This is a genomic window from Sulfitobacter sp. W002, from assembly GCF_025142135.1.
Lineage (GTDB): Bacteria > Pseudomonadota > Alphaproteobacteria > Rhodobacterales > Rhodobacteraceae > Sulfitobacter > Sulfitobacter profundi.
The window spans coordinates 2,794,893-2,815,705 of record NZ_CP081126.1; the positions used below are offsets into that span (position 1 = coordinate 2,794,893).

A 20,813-nucleotide genomic window follows, 5' to 3' on the forward strand; every position below is an offset into this window, starting at 1 on the left:
GGCGCGGCGGCTTAAACGTAGCCGCGCCACCAAAGCCAGATCACGAAGCCCACGAAAACCACGAGGATGTTAAAGGCCACCCCCGCCAAGCGATCCAGAATGATCCCGCGCCGCCGGGCCTTGGGGTCGATCTCGCGCAGATGCGCCGTGACCCGGTTGAAGGCCGCCCAAACGGGGGCATCCTCCAGCTGGCGGGCGATATGAGGGTTTGCGACCAGATGTTCGGTCTTGCTCAGCAACAGCCCATCGCCGCGAATGCCGCGCGGCAATTCCGGCCCGGCGCGGTGAAACGCCTCGCGCAGATCGCGGGCTTTGATGCGCAGCCGATCCTCGAACAGGGGGCGCAGCGCCTCGGCGCGGGTGTTGAAATCTTGGCGGTCAATCATGCGCGCATCTAATCGCTCTGGTCCCCGGGCTGCAATGCCCGTAATTTGACCGCATGTTGAATTACACCGAATATGGCGAAGCCGCCGCCGACCGTCCGTCCCTGTTTATCGTTCACGGCCTCTATGGCTCTGGCCGCAACTGGGGCGTCATCGCGAAACGTCTTTCCGACAATCGCCACGTCGTCACGGTGGACATGCGCAACCACGGCAGCAGCCCACATCACGACACCCATAGCTATCCCGAGATGGCGCAGGATCTGGCCGAGGTAATCACGCATCTGGGCGGCCCGGTGGACATCTGCGGTCACTCCATGGGCGGCAAGGCGGTGATGATGTTGGCGCTGACCCAGCCCGATCTGCTGCGCCGGGTGATCGTCGCCGATATCGCGCCCGTCACCTATGGCCACACACAACAGATGTTCATCGACGCCATGCGAGGCGTCGACCTCACCCAGATCGAACGCCGCTCGGACGCCGAAGCGCAACTGGCCACAGCCGGGGTAGAGCGCGCGCTGCAGAGCTTCTTTACCCAATCGCTCGACGTGCCCGGAAAACGCTGGCGGCTGAACCTCGACGCGCTCGAGGCTGAGATGCCCAAGATCATCGGCTGGCCCGAGGATCTGAGCGGGCAGTTCGAGGGGCCGACCCTGTTCCTCTCGGGAGGGGCCTCGGACTATGTCCAGTCCGAACACCGCGAGGCGATCAAGGCGCTTTTCCCGCAAGCGCGCTTTGCCAAAATCCCCGGCGCAGGCCACTGGCTCCACGCCGAAAAACCGCGCGAGTTCGAGGCGACGCTGCGCATCTTCCTCAATACCGAAGGGTCCGACCAGCCAAGCTGATCCCTTCAGCAGCCCCAGCAGCCCTCCGGTCGCTGCCCTTGAGGGGGTGAAGCCACAACGCCACCCTTATTTCTCGGGCCGTGATGGCCATTCCCCCCTTGCAGCCAGAGCCGCCTTGCCTATAAGGCAGGACAATTTGCAAATTTAGGGGGCCGCCATGCCGAAACGTACCGACATCCAGTCGATCATGATCATTGGTGCGGGGCCGATTGTGATCGGACAAGCCTGCGAGTTCGACTATTCCGGCGCTCAAGCCTGTAAAGCGCTGAAAGAGGAAGGCTACCGCGTCATCCTCGTCAACTCCAACCCCGCCACGATCATGACCGACCCGGGCCTCGCCGATGCCACCTACATCGAGCCGATCACGCCCGAGATCGTCGCCAAGATCATCGAAAAAGAACGCCCCGACGCGCTGCTGCCCACCATGGGCGGCCAGACCGGCCTGAACACATCGCTCGCGCTCGAAGAAATGGGCGTGCTCGAAAAATTCGGCGTCGAGATGATCGGCGCCAAGCGCGAAGCCATTGAGATGGCCGAAGACCGCAAGCTCTTCCGCGACGCGATGGACCGTCTGGGCATCGAAAACCCCAAAGCCACCATCGTCACCGCCCCACTACGCGACGACGGCAAGAAAGACCTCGCCGCAGGTGTGAACCTCGCGCTTGAGGCGCTGGAATACGTGGGCCTGCCCGCGATCATCCGTCCCGCCTTCACCATGGGCGGCACCGGCGGTGGCGTGGCCTACAACCGCGAGGACTACGAATTCTACTGCCGCTCCGGCATGGACGCCTCGCCGATGGGCCAAATCCTCGTCGACGAATCCCTGCTCGGCTGGAAAGAGTTCGAGATGGAAGTGGTGCGCGACACCGCCGACAACGCCATCATCGTCTGCTCCATTGAAAACATCGACCCAATGGGCGTCCACACCGGCGACAGCATCACCGTTGCCCCGGCCCTGACGCTGACCGACAAAGAATACCAGATCATGCGCAACCACTCGATCGCCGTGCTGCGCGAGATCGGCGTGGAGACCGGCGGCTCTAACGTCCAATGGGCCGTGAACCCCGCCGATGGCCGCATGGTCGTGATCGAAATGAACCCCCGCGTGTCGCGCTCCTCGGCGCTGGCGTCCAAAGCCACCGGCTTCCCCATCGCCAAGATTGCGGCGAAGTTGGCCGTGGGCTTTACGCTGGACGAGCTCGACAACGACATCACCGGCGTCACGCCCGCGTCTTTCGAGCCGACCATCGACTATGTGGTCACCAAGATCCCCAAATTCGCCTTTGAGAAATTCCCCGGCGCCGAGCCTTACCTCACCACCGCGATGAAATCGGTGGGCGAGACCATGGCCATCGGCCGCACCATCCACGAAAGCCTGCAAAAGGCGCTGGCGTCGATGGAATCGGGCCTCACCGGCTTTGACGAAGTGGCCATCACCGGTCTCAACAGCGACCTGCCCGGCGACGCGCCAGAGAATATGGCAGCGCTGATCAAAGCCGTGTCGGCGCCCACGCCCGACCGGATGCGCACCATTGCCCAAGCGATGCGTCACGGCATGTCCGACGACGATCTGCACGCACACACGATGTTCGACCCGTGGTTCCTTGCCCGGATCCGCGAGATCATCGAAGCCGAAGAGGGCATCCGCGCCAGCGGTCTGCCCGACGATGCCGATACCTTCCGCGAGTTGAAAATGATGGGCTTCACCGATGCCCGGCTCGCCATGCTGACTGACAGCCGCGAGGCGCAGGTTCGCGACGCGCGGCTGGCTCTCGGCGTCAAAGCCGTCTTCAAACGCATCGACACCTGCGCCGCCGAATTCGAAGCGCAGACCCCCTACATGTATTCCACCTACGAAAGCCCGCTGATGGGCGAGGCGGAATGCGAAGCGCGGCCATCAGACCGCAAGAAGGTCGTCATCCTCGGCGGTGGCCCGAACCGGATCGGCCAAGGCATCGAGTTTGACTACTGCTGCTGCCACGCCTGCTACGCGCTGACCGACACGGGCTATGAGACCATCATGGTCAACTGCAACCCCGAGACGGTTTCCACCGACTATGACACCTCAGACCGCCTCTATTTCGAGCCGCTGACCTTCGAGCACGTCATGGAGATCCTGCGCGTCGAGCAGGACAACGGCACGCTGCACGGCGTCATCGTTCAGTTCGGCGGCCAGACCCCCTTGAAGCTTGCCAACGGCCTGCAAGAGGCCGGCATCCCGATCCTTGGCACCACGCCCGACATGATCGATCTGGCCGAAGACCGCGAGCGTTTCCAGCAGCTTGTGCTGAACCTTGGCCTGAAACAACCACACAACGGCATCGCCCATTCCGACGCCGAAGCGATGGAAATCGCCAAGGAAATCGGCTTTCCGCTGGTGATCCGCCCCTCCTACGTTCTGGGGGGCCGCGCGATGGAGATCGTCCGCGACCAAGCCAGCCTAGAGCGCTACATCACCAACGCGGTGGTCGTGTCCGGCGACAGCCCCGTGTTGCTCGACAGCTACCTGTCGGGCGCGGTTGAGCTGGATGTCGACGCCCTCTGCGACGGCGAGAATGTCCATGTCGCGGGCATCATGCAACATATCGAAGAGGCGGGCGTTCACTCCGGCGACAGCGCCTGCTCCCTGCCGCCCTACTCGCTCCCGCGCGAGATCATCGCGGAGGTCGAAGAGCAGACCCGCGCGCTGGCAAAAGCGCTTAACGTCGTGGGCCTGATGAACATCCAGTTCGCGGTGAAGGACGGTGAGATTTACCTCATTGAGGTCAACCCCCGCGCCTCGCGCACCGTGCCCTTCGTGGCCAAAGCGACGGACAGCGCCATCGCCTCCATCGCCGCGCGGATCATGGCCGGGGAGCCGCTCAGCAACTTCCCGCAGCGCCCGCCCTACCCCGATCAGGCAGCATATGAAGACACCCTTCCGCTTGGCGATCCGATGACACTGGCCGACCCGAACATGCCGTGGTTCTCGGTCAAAGAAGCGGTGCTGCCCTTCGCCCGTTTCCCCGGCGTCGACACGCTTTTGGGGCCGGAAATGCGCTCAACCGGCGAGGTCATGGGCTGGGACCGCGACTTCCCCCGCGCTTTCCTCAAGGCGCAGATGGGCGCGGGCAACCCATTGCCGCGCAACGGCTGTTCCTTCCTCTCGGTCAAGGACGCCGACAAGGGCCAAAACATGCTGGAGGCCGCGGAAATCCTGCTGGGCCAAGGCTTTACCTTGATTGGCACCCGCGGCACCGCGGAATGGCTCACCGCCAATGGCCATGCCTGCGATGTGGTGAACAAGGTCTACGAGGGACGCCCCGACATCACCGACATGATGAAAAACGGCGATGTGCATCTGGTGATGAACACCACCGAGGGCGCGCAGGCGGTCGAAGACAGCAAGTCGATCCGCTCTATCGCGCTTTACGACAAGATCCCCTACTTCACCACCGCCGCAGGCGCCCATGCCGCGGCACTGGCGATCAAGGCGCAGGCCGAGGATGCAATCGGTGTGAAAGCGCTTCAGGGGTAAGAAATCGGGGCTGTCCATTGGGCAGCCCCTTTTTTCAGGCGGCGCAGTGCCCGCTTAGCTGATGATGCACCTTATCCAGCAAAGCTGGGGCGCGAAACGCATCCGTGTGGCATGCGACACGCTGACCTCTTTGGCCTCCAAGCCGATCTGCGCAATCGGTTCGTGGGTAAAACTTGTCTCGACCAGCACCAGACGGTCGCCATCGGCCATCAGCGGCACGCGCTCACGCGAGAGACCGGCGACAAAGTCGAGATCGAGCAGGCTGTCCAGACCGATCCCCTGCGAGAAATCCACCGCGAGGATCCGACGGCCTAGACTGTCACAGTCCAGAATGCAGCGTACCTGAGTGATCCGCAAAGAAACCTCATACCCGGTGAGTTGCTCTGCGACCGATTGCAGCCCCAAAAGGTCAGCGGCGGTGATTGGCGTTGTCTGGCGCGACAGGCTGTCGGCGATGACGGCGGTGGCATCGGTCGCCATCCCGCGCACCCGAAAGGCATCCGTGAAGGTCAGCATCGCCATGATCGACCAGACCAGCAAAGGCAGCAGCACCAAAAAGGCAATTGTCTGGCTGCCCTCTTCGGACTGGAAAAAACGCTTTAAAGAAATCGCCCTCATCCGCGTGGCTCCGTTACGAAAGCGGTGGTGACCCGCACGCCATATTGACCGTCAGACCCTTCGGGCAGTTGACGGCCTAAACCGGTCCCCGGCAAAAGCGGCTCAAAAAGACGACACACCCGCATCATCATCAGATTGTTCTGCTGGCCGGGTAGAAAACCGTTTGCGGGATCGAAATCTTCGTCCCGGTCCACGCAAGGCGCAGGGCCGCCCAAGTCGGCCCAATCGGCAATCGGCAAGGCGCGCATCTCGATCCGGATATTCTCTAGGCAGCCCGCATCAAAGACCGAACGCTCGCAAATCAGCGCTTTCATCGCGTCATAGCCCGGCGTGGCGCCAGTCGCCAAACGCACGTCCCGCACGGCCAAATTCGTGGCGCGGCGCAGCATGATTTCACGCGCGCTCCACAGACCGGTCTCAAGCGCGAGGAAAAAGAAGTAAAAGACCAGCGGCAACAGGATGACGAACTCAACGGTGACCCCGCCCGCCTCGGACCGGCGAAAGCGGTCTTTGAGAAAGCGGATCATTTCGTCAGCCTCAGCATAGAGATGGATGCGGCGATCATGTCGAATGCGGTTTGGATTTCCAGCCCCTGAACGTCGAAGTAATGGGCCTCGGATGAAGCGCAATCTTTCAGGAGGTTGAGTGAATTGGTACTGTCGACATCCATGCCGATGGAATAGACCACGACCCCAGCGGTATTCGCGACACCGCAGATTTGACGCAGCCGCCGGTCCTTCTCGCTCGCACTGATCGTCTTGTGCATGTTGGCCCAGAAGCTGCTCGTAAGAGAGTTCCAAACCTGCGATCCCCCCCACCAGGTCACCGATCGCCGCCGACCATAGAGATTATATCCGTAGTAATAGGGGGACATCTCCGCCCAAACCTCGGGCCAGTCGAGCCGCTCTTCCTCTCCCTGGCTCTTATATCTCTCTAAACTAGGATGATTAAGCAGTGTGGTGTCATGCCACATCCGGTCGGACCCCCAAGGATGGGTCGCGTAAAAGTAGGCTTCGGGATAGGAATTATCCCCGTCGTACTCGTTTGAGCGTTCCGCCGAATCCGCCGTATAAAACACGACCGAACCGTAATCAGTGCGGATAACATCTGACTCGCCAGATGCATATTCAGGCTCAAGTCGATATTCTGGATAGTTCTCACCATCCGTCATCAGCACCAATACTTTCATGCTGTTCTCAGCGCCATGCGGATGTGGACGGCCTTGGAACTCAGGTTCCACTAAACCGGCGTTGATCAATCCGTTCACTGGCTCTTGCGCGGAGGGGTCAAGCAACGCCAACCCCCATTTCGCGCCAACATCGATCGACGTTGACCCTTCGGCGGTCAAGGCAAGGATTTGCGATCTCAGTACCGAAACAGAGTCCGACAGTGGCGTGATCGCAAAGCCCCCGTCTTTACGGCAAACCCACTGGCCACGATCCCGATCAGAAGTCGACATTCCCTGGAACTGAAAGTGTCCGGTCCGCTGGATCTGTTGGTCGGGATCGATCGACAAGGAGCCATAATCATTCGCCTCAAAATCCACGCAATGCGAATAGTTATGCTCTGTGGTTGCCGCATATTGGCCCAGCAGAGCCTCCCCTGCGTTAACCTTCGTCGAATAGGGCACAACGGAAATCGACACACGCCCCTCTTCGGAATCGCTTAGGATTGTCTCCACGAAATCGATGGCCGCGCTCTTAAGCAGGGTCAGCTTAATCCCGCTTCGGTCGCTAGTCACTTCCCCCATCGAGCCCGACACGTCGAGCACGAGCGAAATCTCGATATCTTCCACCCGCTCGGTCGCCTCTGACGTGATCGTCATGCCAAGCGTGTCGATGTCGAAAAATCGAAAGAAATAGGTGTTCAGCCCGGCGGGAAGCGAGGCTTCGACCGTCCGCCCCACCAAAATGCCGCCGATCTTTTCTTCGCTCGTGTCGATCGCCACCTCGGATGGGTCAAGCCCCGCAGACGTCAGGTAGCTGCGCACGACCTCTTCGGGGTCGAGGTCTTGCGACAGGCTGGCCGCGGCCAACACGGCGTTGTCGAGATGGGTCTGAAATGTGGTCCGCGTCCGCTCGTGGTTCGCCAGATCCACGGCGAGACCGCCAAAGATCGTAATGCCGAAAAACACGACCAACATGAGGACCAGCATCCCGCCGGCCTCGTCCTTGGAAAAACGCTTCACCCGATCGAAAAGCATTCGACTAATAACTTTGCGCCTCATGACACCTCTCTTTTTCGGAGGTTGAAATCGTAAGTAAATTCTGTGCTCTAGGCTGCGGCATCCGCCATTGGTGGACCTGTAAATCACGCGCCGAGATGGCCGCTGCCCTGAAAAAAATCTGTCTGTTCTTGTTCAATTAATGATTGCTAACGAGCGATCACTGCGCCCTGTCGGTTGCATAGTCAAGCCAGCGCGTATCGCCCTAGGCGATCAAATTTTTCAACTGTAGCGGCATTCACACGCCTGCCACCTCAAAGCCGTGGCAAGTCCCGCGCGGTTTCGCTAAAGTATGGAACCTGCACCTTGCTGCCCCCTGCGTCAGCGTGCGCCGACCATGACAACGGCCCCTTGCAATTCCACCGGGGCTGCTCAGCTTTAGTAGACCAGCCACGCCGTTGGAGAGAAAGGGATCACACCGATGTATCAAGCCGCTATCACCGGCACGGGCGTTTTCACGCCTCAGCAAACCATTACCAACGCCGAACTGGTCGAAGCCTTCAACGCCTATGCCGACCTCTACAACGCCGAGAATGCCGACGCGATCGACGCGGGCACCCTAGAGGCCAAGGCGCATTCTTCGGAAGAGTTCATCGTCAAAGCCAGCGGCATCGAGCAGCGCTATGTCATGGACAAATCCGGCGTGTTGGACCCCAATGTCATGCATCCCCTGCTGCGCCAGCGCGCGGATGAGGAACCCTCCCTGATGGCGGAAATGGCCGTTGATGCTGCGCAAAAGGCGCTCGTTGCCGCTGGAAAGACCGCCGATGATGTGGATGCGGTGATCTGCGCGGCTTCCAATCTAGAGCGCGCCTACCCCGCCGTGGCCATCGAAATTCAAGAGCTTCTGGGCGTGAAGGGCTTTGCCTTCGACATGAACGTGGCCTGTTCTTCGGCCACATTCGGCATTCAGGCGGCGGCGGATATGATCCGCTCCGGCTCCATCCGCTCCGCCCTCGTGGTGAACCCGGAAATCTGTTCGGCCCACCTCGAATGGCGCGACCGGGATTGCCACTTCATCTTTGGCGATGTCGCCACCGCCACGCTGCTGGAGCGTGCCGAAGATGTCGAAGGCCCCTGTTTCGAAGTCATCTCAACCCGCTGCGCGACTGAGTACTCCAACAACATCCGCAACAACAACGGCTTCCTCCGCCGGTCCCGCCCCGACGGGCTGAGCGACCGACGCGACATGCAGTTCATGCAGAATGGGCGCAAAGTGTTTAAGGAAGTGTTGCCCATGGTGGCCGATCATATCGGCGGGCATATGGCCGACAATGGGCTGGAGTCCGACGACCTTAAACGCATTTGGCTACATCAGGCGAACAAATCGATGAACGATTTCATTGGGCGCAAGGTGCTGGGCCGGGAGCCTGAGCTAGGCGAACAGCCCAACATTCTACAAGACTACGCCAACACCTCCTCCGCTGGGTCGATCATCGCTTTCGCGAAGAATTCCGATGACCTGCAAGACGGGGACACGGGGCTGATCTGCTCTTTCGGCGCGGGCTATTCCGTCGGATCGGTGATCGTTAAAAAGCGCGGTTAACCGCCCGCGCCTTGCCCCGCCCGCCAGCGAGATCGAGGCGGGGTTTCTATCTTGATCCGCTGTCATGGGCGGCGTAACACCCTGCCCATGGCAAAGCTCTACTTCAATTACTCCACCATGAACGCTGGCAAATCCACTGTGCTGCTACAGGCGGCGCATAACTATGTGGAGCGCGGGATGGTGCCCTTTTTGCTGACCGCGCAGTTCGACAATCGCGCAGGCGAAGGGCGCATCGCCTCGCGCATCGGCATCGGGCAAGAGGCCGATACTTTTGCCCCGGGCGAAGACCTTTTGGCCAAGATCGAAAGCCGGTTAGAGCAAGGCCCCTGCGCCTGTATCTTTGTCGATGAGGCGCAGTTTCTTGAGGTCGAGCAGGTCTGGCAACTGGCCCGCGCGGTGGATGATCTGGGCGTGCCGATCATGTGCTTTGGGCTGCGGGTCGATTTCCGTGGTGAGCTTTTCCCCGGCTCTGCCACGCTGCTCGCGCTGGCCGATGAGATGCGCGAAGTGCGCACCATTTGCCATTGTGGGAAGAAAGCTACGATGGTCGTGCGCCGCGACGCCGAAGGGCAAGCGATGCGCGACGGCGCGCAGGTGCAGATCGGCGGGAACGAGACCTATGTCTCACTCTGCCGCAAACACTGGCGCGCCGCCGTGGGCGATGGCTAAACCCGGTTCGGCGGGGTGCTTCCGTCAATGAAGGCTTGTAGATTGGCCACAGCCATCAGCCCCATATCGACGCGGACCTCATGCGCCGCCGTGCCCAGATGCGGCAGCAGCACAGCATTGTCGAGATCCCGCAGCGCCTGCGGCACTTTGGGCTCGAATTCATAGACATCCAGCCCGGCGCCACCGATGCGCCCCGCTTGCAAGGCCGCGATCAACGCCGCCTCCTCCACCACATCGCCGCGGGCGATGTTGATCAGATGCGCATGGGGCTGCATCGCCCCGAGCACGGTTTCATCGATCAAATGCCGCGTGGCACCGCCGCCGGGCAGGGCAACGACAAGCACATCCACGGCCTCGGCCAGCGCAGTCAGGCTTTCGACACGGGTGGCCGAGAAATCCAACTCCTTCGCGCTGCGGTTAAAATAACTGACCTGCATCTCGAACCCATAGTGACACCGCCGCGCGATGGCCTGCCCGATCCGGCCCATGCCGACGATGCCGACCCGCTTGCCGGTCAGGTGCAGCCCCAGCATCTGGGTCGGGTGCCACCCTTCCCACGCGCCCGAGCGGACCAACCGCTCCCCTTCGCCGGCGCGGCGGGCGGACATCAGCATCAGCGTCATGGCGACATCCGCCGTCGCATCGGTGACCGCGCCGGGGGTGTTAGTTACCTCCACCCCCGCCGCGCGGGCCGCTGCCGCGTCGATGTGGTTATAGCCGACGCCAAAATTGGCGAGGATCTTGCAGCGCGGAACGGGCACATCGGCAAAGACTTCGGCCGAGAATACATCCCCCAAGGTCGGCATTACCCCGTCATAGTCGCGCAAAGCCGCGCGCATTTCATCGGCCGAGAGGGGCGCGGTTTCCTCGCGAACGGTTACTTCGCAGCCCGTCAAGGTGCTGGTGACCTCTTTGGGCAAGGGTCTGGCAATCAGTATCTTTTTCAATGCATCCGCCCTCCTTCGGGCACTTTTTGATCGGGCGACAACAGCACGATCTCTCCGTCCTTATCCGGCAGACCAAGCACCAGCACTTCGGACATGAAAGGCCCGATCTGGCGCGCGGGGAAGTTCACCACGGCCATGACCTGCCGCCCCACCAGCGTTTCGGGTGTATAATGCGCCGTGATCTGGGCAGAGGTCTTACGCTCCCCGATCTCAGCGCCGAAATCCACCCAGAGTTTGATCGCCGGTTTGCGCGCTTCGGGGAAGGCTTCGGCCCGGGTCACGGTGCCGACGCGAATGTCGACCTTCAGAAAATCGTCGAAAGTGATCTCAGCCATTGGCCAACTCCCGCGATCTGTCTGCGGCAGCGGCCACGGCGCGTTTCAACAAAGGCGGGAAGCCCTCGGCCTCATCCATCAGCACCTCAAGCGCCGCTTGGGTGGTGCCATTGGGGCTGGTCACGTTGACGCGAAGCTGGGCGGGGTCTTCTTCGGCCTGCATCGCCAGCGCCCCTGCCCCGGCCACGGTCGCCTTGGCCAATTGCATGGCCAGTTCTTCGGGCAAGCCTTGGGCCACACCGGCGGCGGCCATGCATTCGATCATGTGAAAGACATAGGCCGGGCCCGAGCCGCTGACCCCCGTGACCGCGTCGATCTGCGCCTCTTCGGTCAGACGCACGACCTCACCCACGGCGCTGAGCAGGGTCTCGGCCTCATCCAAAGATCGGCTGCCCGCCTTGGCGTTGCCAACGATGGCGGTGATCCCTTTGGAAATGGCAGCGGGGGTATTGGGCATGGCCCGCACGATGGGTGTGTCGCCGCCAAGGACGCTTTCGAAATAGCCGATGGTGGTGCCCGCTGCGACGCTGACGAATAGCGTCTCGCCGTTGCCCATCGCCTGAAGCGTCGGCAGCGCATCCGCCATCATCTGCGGCTTGACCGCCACCAGCACCACGGCCGGAGCGGCAGGCAGCGTGGCGTTAAGGTTCACGCCCGCGCTTTGCAGCCAATCGGAAGGCTTGGGGTCCACGACCCAAACCGAGCTTGCAGGCAGTCCCTTTGCCAGCCAGCCTTCCAACATGGCCGATCCCATTTTGCCACAGCCCAGCAAAACCAAGCCGTCGCGCGCCACTCTGCCGTCTTTCATCGTCATCCCCCGAAGTTGTTCGGGGACTTTGTTACGCCCGGCCGTAAGCCTCTGCAATGGCGACGTCCATCGCGGCCTTGGGGGTTTGATCGCCCCAGACGAGCAATTGCAGCGCCGGATAGTAGCGTTCGGCGCTCATGACAGCGGCACCGATCATCGTATCAATCTGCTCTGGCCCCGCGACCTGCCCACCGGCCAGCACCAAGCCGTAGCGGTAGACCATCAGCTGCTGATCCGGCCAGAAACTGAAAGCCCCCGCCCAGCATTGATCGTTGACCAGGTTTAACAATTCGTAAAGCTGCGGCAGCTTTTCGGCAGGCGGCTCCATCTCGAAGGTGCAAATCAGGCGCAGCGTTTCGTCGTAGGCAGACCATGCCAGCGTGATCGAATAGGTTCGCCATTGGCCTTCGACAGCCATGGCGATCTGGTCATCCGCCACGCGGTCAAACTCCCAATCATGGTGCGCCGCGATATTTTCAACGATATCAATCGGGTGAACGTCTTCTTCAAGGTAATGCTCGGACAGGGCCATTTCGCCACCTCTCAATCTGTTCCACGGGGCGGGACGTGGCCCACCATTCATGGAAGCCTGCACAAATAGGCGTGTAGGTTCACATCACCTATACAAGATATGGTGCTTCTAGCGGAACAGTCTGGCAAGGTTTTTCTTGGGGATAACCACAATTGATAGGGGATAACCGCAATAACTTGTGGGTAAATCGCGGAAAACGTCTACAATTTGGAGAGAGGTGCTGCGCCGGGGCACGATTAGCCTCAGTCGGCGCGGAGGATCGCCGCCCCAACCTTGGGGGGCGGCAGATCAGATTTGGCCTAGGGTCGGGCCTCAGCCCTTGGTTTCGAGCTTGTCGAGCCGCGCTTTCAGCGCTTCGTTCTCTTCGCGGGCCTTTTGCGCCATGGCACGCACCGCGTCGAATTCTTCGCGGGTGACAAAATCACGATCAGCGAGCCAACGGTCGAGCATGCCCTTCATGGCAGTCTCGGCCTCATCCTTGGCACCTTGGGCGACGCCCATCGCGTTTGTCATCATCTGTGAGACGTCATCGAAAAACTTGTTACGGGTCTGCATGTCTGGCCTCCGGAGGTTTGTTAGCCTCTATATGGGGCGCGAAGCTCTTACTCGCAAGGTTGACTTCCCCGCGTGGCCTTGCTCAATCAGCACCATGATAGCCATGCTCCCCTTCCCCGATATCGCGCCGGAAATTTTTTCGGTTAACCTGTTTGGTGCCACCTTCGCGCTGCGCTGGTATGCGCTGGCCTATATCGTGGGCATTCTGCTGGGCTGGCGCATCGCCACCGCGGCGGTCAAACGCCCACAACTGTGGAAGAATGACACGCCCGTCATGAAGCCCGGTCAGGTCGAGGACCTGCTCTTTTGGGTCATTCTGGGCGTCATTCTTGGCGGACGGTTGGGCTATGTGCTGTTTTACCAACCGGCCTATTACCTGTCGAACCCCGCCGCCATCTTGCAGCTCTGGGAGGGCGGCATGTCCTTCCATGGTGGGGCGCTTGGGGTCATTCTGGCCGGGCTCTTCTATACTTGGCGGCATCGCATCCCGGTGATCTCGACCGGAGATATGGTGTGTTTGGGGTTGGCGCCGGGCCTGTTTCTGGGGCGGCTGGCGAATTTCATCAACGCCGAGCTCTGGGGCCGTCCGACCGATCTGCCTTGGGGCGTGGCCTTCCCCGGCGAGGCAGCGCAGTTCTGCCCCGACGTGGCCGGCATCTGCGCCCGGCACCCCTCGCAACTCTATGAGGCGCTGCTGGAGGGGCTGGTCTTGGGCGGCGTGCTGATCTGGATGGCATGGAAACGCGGTGCGCTGAAAATGCCCGGCCTGATCGGCGGCACCTTCCTTGCGGGCTATGGCGCGGCACGTTTCGCGGTTGAGTTCCTGCGCCAGCCAGATGCGCAATTCGTCACCCCCGGCAACCCACTGGGGCTGGCGTGGCATATCGGCGGCTGGGGGCTGACCATGGGGCAGATCCTGTCGCTGCCGATGATCGCCGTAGGCATCTTTTTGATCATTCGGGCGCGGCGGCAGGCATGAGCCTGAAGGACCATCTGCTGGCGCGGATCGCCTTGGAAGGGCCGATGCGGCTGGACGACTATATGCAGTCCTGCCTGCTGCATCCCGACTGGGGCTATTACACGACCCGCGCGCCCTTTGGCGCAGAGGGGGATTTCATAACGGCGCCGGAGATCAGCCAGATGTTTGGCGAGTTGATCGGCCTGTCGCTGGCGCAAAGCTGGCTGGATCAGGGTGCGCCCGCGCCTTTTACATTGGCCGAGCTTGGGCCGGGGCGCGGCACATTGATGGCCGATATGCTGCGCGCCTGCGCGCAGGTGCCGGGATTTCTGGCCGCTGCGAAGATTACGCTGGTCGAAGCCTCCCCCGCTCTGCGCGACGTGCAGCGTGAGACGTTGCAAGGCCATGACATCACTTGGTTGGATAGCGCTGCAGACTTGCCCGATGCGCCGCTTTTCCTGATTGCGAACGAGTTTTTTGACGCGCTCCCGATCCGCCAGTTCATCCGCCAAGGCGCAGGCTGGGCGGAGCGGCGGGTCGGCGCGGCAGAGGGCGCGCTGGCCTTCGGCCTTGGGCCCGTGACCCCGCAGCCCGCCCTCACGCACCGGCTGGAGGATACGAAGGACGGCGATCTGGTCGAGCGTTCCGCCCCAGCGGCAGAGATCATGCAACAGATCGGCAGCCGCATCGCAGCCCATGGCGGCGCCGCACTGATCGTCGACTATGGCGATTGGCGGGCCTTGGGCGACACCCTGCAAGCCTTGCAGAATCACGCCCCCGTAGACCCGCTGGCCAGCCCGGGCCATGCCGATCTGACCGCTCATGTCGATTTCGAGGCGCTCGCCCTCGCCTGCCCCTGCCCCCATAGCCGCGTCGTCACCCAAGGCGTTTTTCTTGAGCGTTTGGGCATCACCCCCCGCGCGCAGAAATTGGCCGAACTCCGGACCGGTGACGCGCTTGGCAGTCACATTGCCGCACATCGGCGGTTGACGCACCCGGCGGAAATGGGAAACCTGTTCAAAGTAATGGGGCTCTACCAAAAAGGTCAGACCCCACCCCCGGGGACAGAAATATGACGCTCGAAATTCTCACATCAGATGCGCTTGCCCCTCTGCGGCACGGGTTCTTCACCCGCCGTGGCGGCGCGTCATCGGGGGTGTTTTCCGGGCTGAACTGCGGCAGCGGCAGCTCGGACCAGTCCGAGATCGTGCGCATCAACCGCGCCCGCGCCGCCGAGGCGATGGGCCTGCCCGCTGACCACCTTGTCGGGGTGCATCAGGTACATTCTGCCACCGTCGTTACCGTGACGGAACCGCGCGACGACAAGCCCCGCGCCGATGCGTTGGTGACCAAAACCCCCGGCATCGCCCTGTCGATCCTGACGGCTGATTGCCAGCCGGTGCTTTTTGCGGATGCGCAGGCCGGTGTGGTCGGCGCGGCCCATGCGGGCTGGCGCGGCGCGCTTGATGGGATACTTGAGGCGACTGTAGATGCTATGGTTAATCTGGGCGCTACGCGCGAAAAGATCACTGCGGTGATCGGGCCTTCGATCAGCCAGCGCGCCTATGAGGTCGGGCCAGAGTTTCTCGACAACTTCATGAGCGCCGACCCCGAGTTTGCCCGTTACTTTGCACAAGGCGAAGGTGATCGTCTGCATTTCGACTTGCCGGGCTTTGGCCTGAACCGTCTGCGCGCGGCGGGTGTGGGCCATGCGGAATGGACGCGGCATTGCACCTATGCCGACGCCTCGCGATTCTATTCCTACCGGCGCACGACCCACGCCAAAGAGGCGGACTATGGCCGCCTGCTCTCGGCCATCACGCTCTGAACGGGGCGAGATTGGGGCAAGGGTCGCCCGGTTCGTGCCGCATTGCTGTTGCCAGACTGGACGCAATTGCGCCCGATTTGCTGAATTGTCTCCCGAGTGGGCGGTAACTGTAGGATTTTAAACACTTTAGAGATTGTGACATCCCCGCCCCAATGCGCCCAGCCTATCCGTCAAATTTGCGCAAGTTTCTCACCCATCGTCAAAAACCGGCCCGATTGCACTGCGATAGTGAATGGAACGATGCCCGCATGACCGAAGAGGAACCGAGCCATGAAAAAGAACCCGCGCTTCATCAAGTCCGTCGTTGAGACTGCCGCAAAGACGGACACCGTCATGCCATGGGCGCGTGGCGCGCGCCGCGCCGCCTTTATCGCAAAGCGCGCTGGCAACGCCCCGGTCCGCAAGACCGCCTGAAAAGTTTCCCCCGGTACCGGCGCCAAACGTCCGGTACAAACGACCGCCCCTCGGGACATTGATTCGTCTCGGGGGGCGTTTTCATGTAAATATGGCAGCCAAGCCCCGGGCCAAGAAACATACCGCAGTTTTAGCCAAAATTGGCGCGGGATGGGCTGTGAATATCCCGGATATTTTGACAATTCCGGCAGAACATGGCGCATTACCTATCAGTCCGCGCCCAAAAGGGCCGCGTTCCGCCCCGCTGCGCCGGGTAGATAAGGGGTTTTGTATGACACAGACCGCCGCCACCGATCTTGAAGTTCCGCCGCCTGCGCCAATGCGCAGCTATGAAGTTGCCGCCCTGCGCGCCGATGGTTCGCTCTATATCGGGCAAGACACTGCGCCCGCCGCGCCGCTTTTCGAATCCGCCTTTGCTGCCTTCGCCCGTGGGACGCTGATCCAGACGGTGCAGGGCGACATCGCCATTGAGGACCTTCAGCCCGGCGACATGATCAACACCTCATCGGGGGAACCGGCGCGATTGATCTGGATCGGGTCCAGCAGCTTTATCCCGGCGGACAGTGGGCGGCGGCTTTCGCTGATCCGCATCATGCCCGACAGTTTCGGAGAGGGCCGCCCCAGCTCGTTCCTCACCCTTGGTCCCGCCGCACGGGTGCTACAAACGCCGCCTCACCTGCGGGCAGAGGCGGGCAGCACCCGTATGCTGACCCCGGTTCGCGCGTTTTTGGATGGGGTCAACGTGATTGAGGTCGCCCCGCCGACCCCGGTGCGCCTGTTCCATATCTGCCTGTCGCGCCATGCGGCGATCAAGGCAGGCGGGTTGGAGATGGAGACGTTTCACCCCGGTGCGCAAGCTCTGCGCGACGCCGCGCCCAGCCTTCGAGATCGGTTTTTGTCAATGTTTCCGCAGATCGCGCAAGCGACGGATTTCGGCCCCCTCGCCCATCCCCGCGCGCCTGAAACCACGGAAGTCAGTCCAAAGGACTGACTCAGGGCGCGGTCGACAGCCGCGCTTCCAGCACGTCGAAGGGCACGCCGGGATCGTCCTTGGCCCCACGGATCACAAGGCTCGTCTTTACGCTTTCCACATTCGGCGTCGTCAGCAATTGCCCCGTGAGGAAACTTTGAAAGCTCGACAGGTCCGGCGCCACGCATTTCAGGATGAAATCAACCTCACCGTTGAGCATATGGCACTCGCGCACCAGCGGCCAACCGCGACATTTCTCTTCAAAAGCGCTCAGATCAGCCTCGGCCTGACTGGCAAGTCCGACCATGGCGAAAACCTGCACCTCAAAGCCCAGTTCGCGCGCATCCACATCGGCATGATAGCCTTTGATGTAGCCTTGTTCTTCCAAGGTGCGGACCCGGCGCAAACAGGGCGGCGCAGAGATGCCCACGCGCTTGGCCAGTTCGACATTCGTCATCCGGCCATCCGATTGCAATTCGGCCAAGATCATCCGGTCGATCGGATCTAGTCGTGTACCCGCCATATCATCCTCAGTGAATTTTCGATTCTTATAGCAGCCTGCGTGGTACGCGCAATAAAGTTTCACACAGGCGCAATATTCTTTGTCTCACCCATCGAGCCGAACCGGCCGCCTGCTTACGCAAGCGTAATGGCAGGGCGGTGACGGTGGGGGTTTAACGGCTTCCCTGCTATCGCTATATGAGGCGGGCAATATCAATGACAGCCCGGGGGCGCCAGATGGCCGAGACACGTAAAACCAAGGTACTGATCATCGGCTCCGGCCCTGCGGGCTACACCGCCGGGGTCTACGCGAGCCGCGCCATGCTGGAGCCGATCCTCGTTCAAGGGATTGAGCCCGGCGGCCAGCTGACCACCACCACCGAGGTCGAGAACTGGCCCGGCGACAGCGAGGTGCAAGGCCCCGACCTGATGATCCGCATGCAGGACCACGCCAAGGCGATGGGCACCGAGATCATCGGCGACATCATCACCGATCTTGACCTCTCAAGCCGTCCGTTCCACGCCAAAGGCGACAGCGGCACGACCTATGTCGCCGACGCTGTGATCCTTGCCACCGGGGCGCGGGCCAAATGGCTGGGGCTGGAGAGCGAGGAAAAGTTCAAAGGGTTCGGCGTCTCGGCCTGCGCCACCTGTGACGGCTTTTTCTACCGGGGCCAAGAGATTGTGGTGATCGGCGGCGGCAACACCGCCGTGGAAGAGGCGCTGTTCCTGACCAATTTCGCCTCAAAAGTCACGTTGATCCACCGCCGTGATGAGCTGCGTGCTGAGAAAATCCTGATCGACCGGCTGATGAAGAACCCCAAGATCGAGCCGCTGTGGTTCCACGAGCTTGAGGAAGTCTATGGCACCGACAGCCCGCTGGGCGTCGAAGGCGTGAAGGTTAAACACGTTAAGACCGGCGAAATTACCGATATCCCGGCCAAAGGCGTCTTTGTGGCCATCGGTCACGCGCCCTCGAATGAATTGGTTAAGGACACGTTGGAAACCCACATGGGCGGCTATGTCGTGACCAAACCGGACAGCACCGAAACCTCCATTCCCGGCGTCTTTGCCGCGGGCGATCTGACGGATCATAAGTATCGCCAGGCGGTAACAAGCGCCGGCATGGGCTGCATGGCCGCGCTGGAAGCTGAGCGCTTTCTGGCCGAAGTGGGCGATGATGAGGGAAAAGACACCTCCCTTCCGCTTGGCTATGGGGCCGAAGTGAAGGAAGACGTTTAAGTCAACCGAATGCGCGGCGGAGATAATTCTGGTTTCCGCCGCCCTTGAACACCCGAATTGCAGGCCATCTCGAGATCGCGGGATATCAGCCTTTAACGATACGATCCCCCCTAGAACTGTAGACTTTTTACGCCTTTTGCAGCTATGGCAGCCAAGACCGAAGCCGCCTGCCCCCTGAAGAAAAGTGATAGTTATGATGCCCAGCAACCTGACGCCGATCCCCGAACTCTATGTCTCTTACGAGTCTTCGCAAAAGCTGAAAGTGGAGGCGGGCAATCTGGTGAGCCTTGATCTCACCCCGCGTCAGATCTGCGATCTGGAGCTTTTGATGAACGGCGGTTTCAATCCGCTCAAAGGTTTCCTGTCCGAGGAAGACTATGACGGCGTGGTCGAAAACATGCGTCTGGCCGATGGTAGCCTCTGGCCGATGCCGATCAACCTCGACGTCAGCGAAGCCTTCGCTGAAAAGCTGGAACTGGGTCAAGACATCGCCCTGCGCGACCAAGAGGGTGTGATCCTTGCGACCATGACCATCACCGACCGTTGGACCCCAAATAAGGCACGCGAGGCCGAGAAGGTCTTTGGCGCGGATGACGATGCGCATCCGGCGGTGAACTATCTGCACAACCAGGCGGGCAACGTCTATCTTGGCGGCCCGGTGACCGGCATCCAGCAGCCCGTGCACTATGATTTCCGCGCTCGCCGCGACACGCCCAACGAATTGCGCGCCTATTTCCGCAAGCTGGGCTGGCGCCGCGTCGTGGCCTTCCAAACCCGCAACCCGCTGCACCGCGCGCATCAGGAACTCACCTTCCGTGCCGCCCGTGAGGCGCAGGCCAACCTGCTGATTCACCCCGTTGTCGGCATGACCAAACCGGGCGATGTCGATCACTTCACCCGCGTGCGCTGCTATGAGGCCGTGCTCGATAAATACCCGGCGGCCACCACCTCGATGAGCCTCTTGAACCTCGCCATGCGCATGGCTGGCCCGCGTGAGGCCGTCTGGCACGGGCTGATCCGCAAGAACCACGGCTGCACCCATTTCATCGTCGGCCGCGACCATGCTGGCCCCGGCAAGAACTCCGCCGGTGAAGATTTCTATGGCCCCTATGACGCGCAGGACCTGTTCCGCGCGCATCAGGAGGAAATGGGCATCGAAATGGTCGATTTCAAACATATGGTCTGGGTGCAGGAACGCGCTCAATATGAGGCCATGGATGAGATCGAGGACAAAGACAGCGTCACCATCCTGAACATCTCGGGCACCGAGCTGCGCCGCCGCCTGCGCGAAGGGCTGGAGATCCCTGAGTGGTTCTCCTTCCCCGAGGTCGTCAAGGAACTGCGCCGCACCTCCCCGCCGCGCTCGAAGCAGGGCTTCACCGTGTTCTTCACTGGTTTCTCCGGCTCAGGCAAATCCACTATCGCCAACGCACTGATGGTCAAGCTGATGGAGATGGGCGGCCGCCCCGTGACGCTGCTGGATGGCGATATCGTGCGCAAGAACCTTTCCTCTGAGTTGGGCTTCTCCAAAGAGCACCGCGATCTGAACATCCGCCGCATCGGCTATGTCGCGTCAGAGATCACCAAGAACGGCGGCATCGCCATCTGCGCGCCGATCGCGCCCTATGCCACCACCCGCCGCGCGGTGCGTGAGGATGTTGAGAACTTCGGCGCCTTCGTCGAAGTGCATGTCGCGACCTCTATCGAAGAGTGCGAACGCCGCGACCGCAAGGGGCTCTACAAGCTGGCGCGCGAAGGCAAGATCAAAGAGTTCACGGGCATTTCTGACCCCTACGATGTGCCGCAGAACGCCGAACTGGTGTTGGAGACTGAGAATGTTGAGGTCGACAACTGTGCGCATCAGGTGTTGCTAAAGCTTGAGAACATGGGGCTGATCGCGGGTTAACCTCCCCCGATTCAGTTC

General features: G+C 61.3%; 21 protein-coding genes. 11 read left to right on the forward strand and 10 right to left on the reverse strand.

The window, feature by feature from the left end; genetic code table 11:
* Window positions 1–11: 11 nt before the first annotated feature.
* The gene (locus tag K3758_RS13730) at window positions 12–386 is read right to left on the reverse strand and encodes a hypothetical protein (RefSeq protein ID WP_259945925.1); all 375 of its coding nucleotides are present in this window, start codon (window positions 384–386) and stop codon (window positions 12–14) included.
* 53 nt (window positions 387–439) lie between these two features.
* Between K3758_RS13730 and K3758_RS13735 the strand changes: the two genes are divergently transcribed.
* Together K3758_RS13735 and carB are read left to right on the forward strand one after the other, a co-directional pair.
* On the forward strand, window positions 440–1,225 hold the full coding sequence (locus K3758_RS13735; RefSeq protein ID WP_259945927.1) for an alpha/beta fold hydrolase: 786 nt from the start codon (window positions 440–442) through the stop codon (window positions 1,223–1,225).
* Window positions 1,226–1,382: 157 nt separating this feature from the next.
* Complete coding sequence (gene carB / locus K3758_RS13740) at window positions 1,383–4,742, forward strand: carbamoyl-phosphate synthase large subunit (protein WP_259945929.1); 3,360 nt, start codon at window positions 1,383–1,385, stop codon at window positions 4,740–4,742.
* A 54-nt stretch (window positions 4,743–4,796) separates the two neighbouring features.
* On the opposite strand, the gene K3758_RS13745 is transcribed toward carB, so the two are convergent.
* Genes K3758_RS13745 through K3758_RS13755 form a run of 3 tightly spaced genes read right to left on the reverse strand, consistent with a single transcriptional unit; the run spans window position 4,797 to window position 7,587 of the window.
* Entirely contained in the window at window positions 4,797–5,360 is a 564-nt protein-coding gene (locus K3758_RS13745) for a TadE/TadG family type IV pilus assembly protein (protein WP_259945933.1), read from the reverse strand.
* On the reverse strand, window positions 5,357–5,887 hold the full coding sequence (locus K3758_RS13750) for a TadE/TadG family type IV pilus assembly protein (RefSeq protein ID WP_120351700.1): 531 nt from the start codon (window positions 5,885–5,887) through the stop codon (window positions 5,357–5,359). The genes K3758_RS13745 and K3758_RS13750 overlap by 4 nt, the downstream gene beginning before the upstream one ends.
* Window positions 5,884–7,587, reverse strand: coding sequence for a TadE/TadG family type IV pilus assembly protein (locus K3758_RS13755; RefSeq protein ID WP_259945938.1), 1,704 nt, complete (start codon window positions 7,585–7,587; stop codon window positions 5,884–5,886). Before K3758_RS13755 ends, K3758_RS13750 begins: the two co-directional genes overlap by 4 nt.
* 418 nt (window positions 7,588–8,005) lie before the next feature.
* On the opposite strand from K3758_RS13755, the gene K3758_RS13760 reads away from it, so the two are divergent.
* Window positions 8,006–9,130, forward strand: coding sequence for a beta-ketoacyl-ACP synthase III (locus tag K3758_RS13760; RefSeq protein WP_259945941.1), 1,125 nt, complete (start codon window positions 8,006–8,008; stop codon window positions 9,128–9,130).
* Between the two features lie 87 nt (window positions 9,131–9,217).
* Window positions 9,218–9,799 carry a thymidine kinase gene (locus K3758_RS13765; RefSeq protein WP_120351703.1) on the forward strand — a complete coding sequence of 194 codons (582 nt, stop codon included), beginning with the start codon at window positions 9,218–9,220 and terminating at the stop codon, window positions 9,797–9,799.
* Here K3758_RS13765 and K3758_RS13770 read toward each other — a convergent pair.
* The 5 genes from K3758_RS13770 to K3758_RS13790 all read right to left on the reverse strand — a co-directional run bounded on the left by K3758_RS13770 (window position 9,796) and on the right by K3758_RS13790 (window position 12,976).
* Complete coding sequence (locus tag K3758_RS13770; protein ID WP_259945945.1) at window positions 9,796–10,746, reverse strand: D-glycerate dehydrogenase; 951 nt, start codon at window positions 10,744–10,746, stop codon at window positions 9,796–9,798. The two genes, K3758_RS13765 and K3758_RS13770, sit on opposite strands and share 4 nt — an antisense overlap.
* Window positions 10,743–11,081 (reverse strand): tRNA-binding protein, encoded by a 339-nt coding sequence (locus tag K3758_RS13775; protein WP_067935119.1) that lies wholly within the window; start codon window positions 11,079–11,081, stop codon window positions 10,743–10,745. Before K3758_RS13775 ends, K3758_RS13770 begins: the two co-directional genes overlap by 4 nt.
* Window positions 11,074–11,889 (reverse strand): pyrroline-5-carboxylate reductase, encoded by an 816-nt coding sequence (gene proC, locus K3758_RS13780; protein WP_120351705.1) that lies wholly within the window; start codon window positions 11,887–11,889, stop codon window positions 11,074–11,076. Before proC ends, K3758_RS13775 begins: the two co-directional genes overlap by 8 nt.
* A gap of 31 nt (window positions 11,890–11,920) precedes the next feature.
* The gene (locus K3758_RS13785; RefSeq protein ID WP_067622761.1) at window positions 11,921–12,421 is read right to left on the reverse strand and encodes a YbjN domain-containing protein; all 501 of its coding nucleotides are present in this window, start codon (window positions 12,419–12,421) and stop codon (window positions 11,921–11,923) included.
* A 312-nt stretch (window positions 12,422–12,733) separates the two neighbouring features.
* A complete protein-coding gene (locus K3758_RS13790) occupies window positions 12,734–12,976 on the reverse strand; it encodes an accessory factor UbiK family protein (RefSeq protein WP_067622764.1) in 243 nt (80 codons plus the stop codon).
* Window positions 12,977–13,070: 94 nt separating this feature from the next.
* On the opposite strand from K3758_RS13790, the gene lgt reads away from it, so the two are divergent.
* The 5 genes from lgt (at window position 13,071) to K3758_RS13815 (ending at window position 17,167) form a co-directional block, all read left to right on the forward strand.
* Window positions 13,071–13,955 carry a prolipoprotein diacylglyceryl transferase gene (lgt, locus tag K3758_RS13795; RefSeq protein WP_120351707.1) on the forward strand — a complete coding sequence of 295 codons (885 nt, stop codon included), beginning with the start codon at window positions 13,071–13,073 and terminating at the stop codon, window positions 13,953–13,955.
* Complete coding sequence (locus tag K3758_RS13800; protein ID WP_259945960.1) at window positions 13,952–15,010, forward strand: class I SAM-dependent methyltransferase; 1,059 nt, start codon at window positions 13,952–13,954, stop codon at window positions 15,008–15,010. The genes lgt and K3758_RS13800 overlap by 4 nt, the downstream gene beginning before the upstream one ends.
* Window positions 15,007–15,762, forward strand: a complete 756-nt coding sequence (gene pgeF, locus K3758_RS13805; RefSeq protein WP_259945962.1) for a peptidoglycan editing factor PgeF — start codon at window positions 15,007–15,009, stop codon at window positions 15,760–15,762. Before K3758_RS13800 ends, pgeF begins: the two co-directional genes overlap by 4 nt.
* Window positions 15,763–16,032: 270 nt before the next feature.
* A complete protein-coding gene (locus K3758_RS13810) occupies window positions 16,033–16,176 on the forward strand; it encodes a hypothetical protein (protein WP_162931872.1) in 144 nt (47 codons plus the stop codon).
* A 271-nt stretch (window positions 16,177–16,447) separates the two neighbouring features.
* A complete protein-coding gene (locus K3758_RS13815) occupies window positions 16,448–17,167 on the forward strand; it encodes a Hint domain-containing protein (RefSeq protein WP_259945965.1) in 720 nt (239 codons plus the stop codon).
* A 1-nt stretch (window position 17,168) separates the two neighbouring features.
* On the opposite strand, the gene K3758_RS13820 is transcribed toward K3758_RS13815, so the two are convergent.
* Window positions 17,169–17,669 (reverse strand): Lrp/AsnC family transcriptional regulator, encoded by a 501-nt coding sequence (locus K3758_RS13820; RefSeq protein ID WP_040700523.1) that lies wholly within the window; start codon window positions 17,667–17,669, stop codon window positions 17,169–17,171.
* Window positions 17,670–17,884: 215 nt separating this feature from the next.
* Here K3758_RS13820 and trxB point away from each other — a divergent pair, with 215 nt between their 5' ends.
* Both trxB and K3758_RS13830 read left to right on the forward strand, forming a co-directional pair.
* Window positions 17,885–18,889, forward strand: a complete 1,005-nt coding sequence (trxB, locus tag K3758_RS13825; protein WP_067622778.1) for a thioredoxin-disulfide reductase — start codon at window positions 17,885–17,887, stop codon at window positions 18,887–18,889.
* A 193-nt stretch (window positions 18,890–19,082) separates the two neighbouring features.
* Window positions 19,083–20,795, forward strand: a complete 1,713-nt coding sequence (locus K3758_RS13830) for a bifunctional sulfate adenylyltransferase/adenylylsulfate kinase (RefSeq protein ID WP_259945972.1) — start codon at window positions 19,083–19,085, stop codon at window positions 20,793–20,795.
* Window positions 20,796–20,813 lie beyond the last annotated feature (18 nt).

Bases quoted from the DNA above. Each gene is read 5' to 3' on its own strand.
- K3758_RS13730 (WP_259945925.1), bottom strand. From the start codon at position 386: ATGATTGACCGCCAAGATTTCAACACCCGCGCCGAGGCGCTGCGCCCC.
- K3758_RS13735 (WP_259945927.1), top strand. From the start codon at position 440: ATGTTGAATTACACCGAATATGGCGAAGCCGCCGCCGACCGTCCGTCC.
- carB (WP_259945929.1), top strand. From the start codon at position 1,383: ATGCCGAAACGTACCGACATCCAGTCGATCATGATCATTGGTGCGGGG.
- K3758_RS13745 (WP_259945933.1), bottom strand. From the start codon at position 5,360: ATGAGGGCGATTTCTTTAAAGCGTTTTTTCCAGTCCGAAGAGGGCAGC.
- K3758_RS13750 (WP_120351700.1), bottom strand. From the start codon at position 5,887: ATGATCCGCTTTCTCAAAGACCGCTTTCGCCGGTCCGAGGCGGGCGGG.
- K3758_RS13755 (WP_259945938.1), bottom strand. From the start codon at position 7,587: ATGAGGCGCAAAGTTATTAGTCGAATGCTTTTCGATCGGGTGAAGCGT.
- K3758_RS13760 (WP_259945941.1), top strand. From the start codon at position 8,006: ATGTATCAAGCCGCTATCACCGGCACGGGCGTTTTCACGCCTCAGCAA.
- K3758_RS13765 (WP_120351703.1), top strand. From the start codon at position 9,218: ATGGCAAAGCTCTACTTCAATTACTCCACCATGAACGCTGGCAAATCC.
- K3758_RS13775 (WP_067935119.1), bottom strand. From the start codon at position 11,081: ATGGCTGAGATCACTTTCGACGATTTTCTGAAGGTCGACATTCGCGTC.
- proC (WP_120351705.1), bottom strand. From the start codon at position 11,889: ATGAAAGACGGCAGAGTGGCGCGCGACGGCTTGGTTTTGCTGGGCTGT.
- K3758_RS13785 (WP_067622761.1), bottom strand. From the start codon at position 12,421: ATGGCCCTGTCCGAGCATTACCTTGAAGAAGACGTTCACCCGATTGAT.
- K3758_RS13790 (WP_067622764.1), bottom strand. From the start codon at position 12,976: ATGCAGACCCGTAACAAGTTTTTCGATGACGTCTCACAGATGATGACA.
- lgt (WP_120351707.1), top strand. From the start codon at position 13,071: ATGATAGCCATGCTCCCCTTCCCCGATATCGCGCCGGAAATTTTTTCG.
- K3758_RS13800 (WP_259945960.1), top strand. From the start codon at position 13,952: ATGAGCCTGAAGGACCATCTGCTGGCGCGGATCGCCTTGGAAGGGCCG.
- pgeF (WP_259945962.1), top strand. From the start codon at position 15,007: ATGACGCTCGAAATTCTCACATCAGATGCGCTTGCCCCTCTGCGGCAC.
- K3758_RS13810 (WP_162931872.1), top strand. From the start codon at position 16,033: ATGAAAAAGAACCCGCGCTTCATCAAGTCCGTCGTTGAGACTGCCGCA.
- K3758_RS13815 (WP_259945965.1), top strand. From the start codon at position 16,448: ATGACACAGACCGCCGCCACCGATCTTGAAGTTCCGCCGCCTGCGCCA.
- K3758_RS13820 (WP_040700523.1), bottom strand. From the start codon at position 17,669: ATGGCGGGTACACGACTAGATCCGATCGACCGGATGATCTTGGCCGAA.
- trxB (WP_067622778.1), top strand. From the start codon at position 17,885: ATGGCCGAGACACGTAAAACCAAGGTACTGATCATCGGCTCCGGCCCT.
- K3758_RS13830 (WP_259945972.1), top strand. From the start codon at position 19,083: ATGATGCCCAGCAACCTGACGCCGATCCCCGAACTCTATGTCTCTTAC.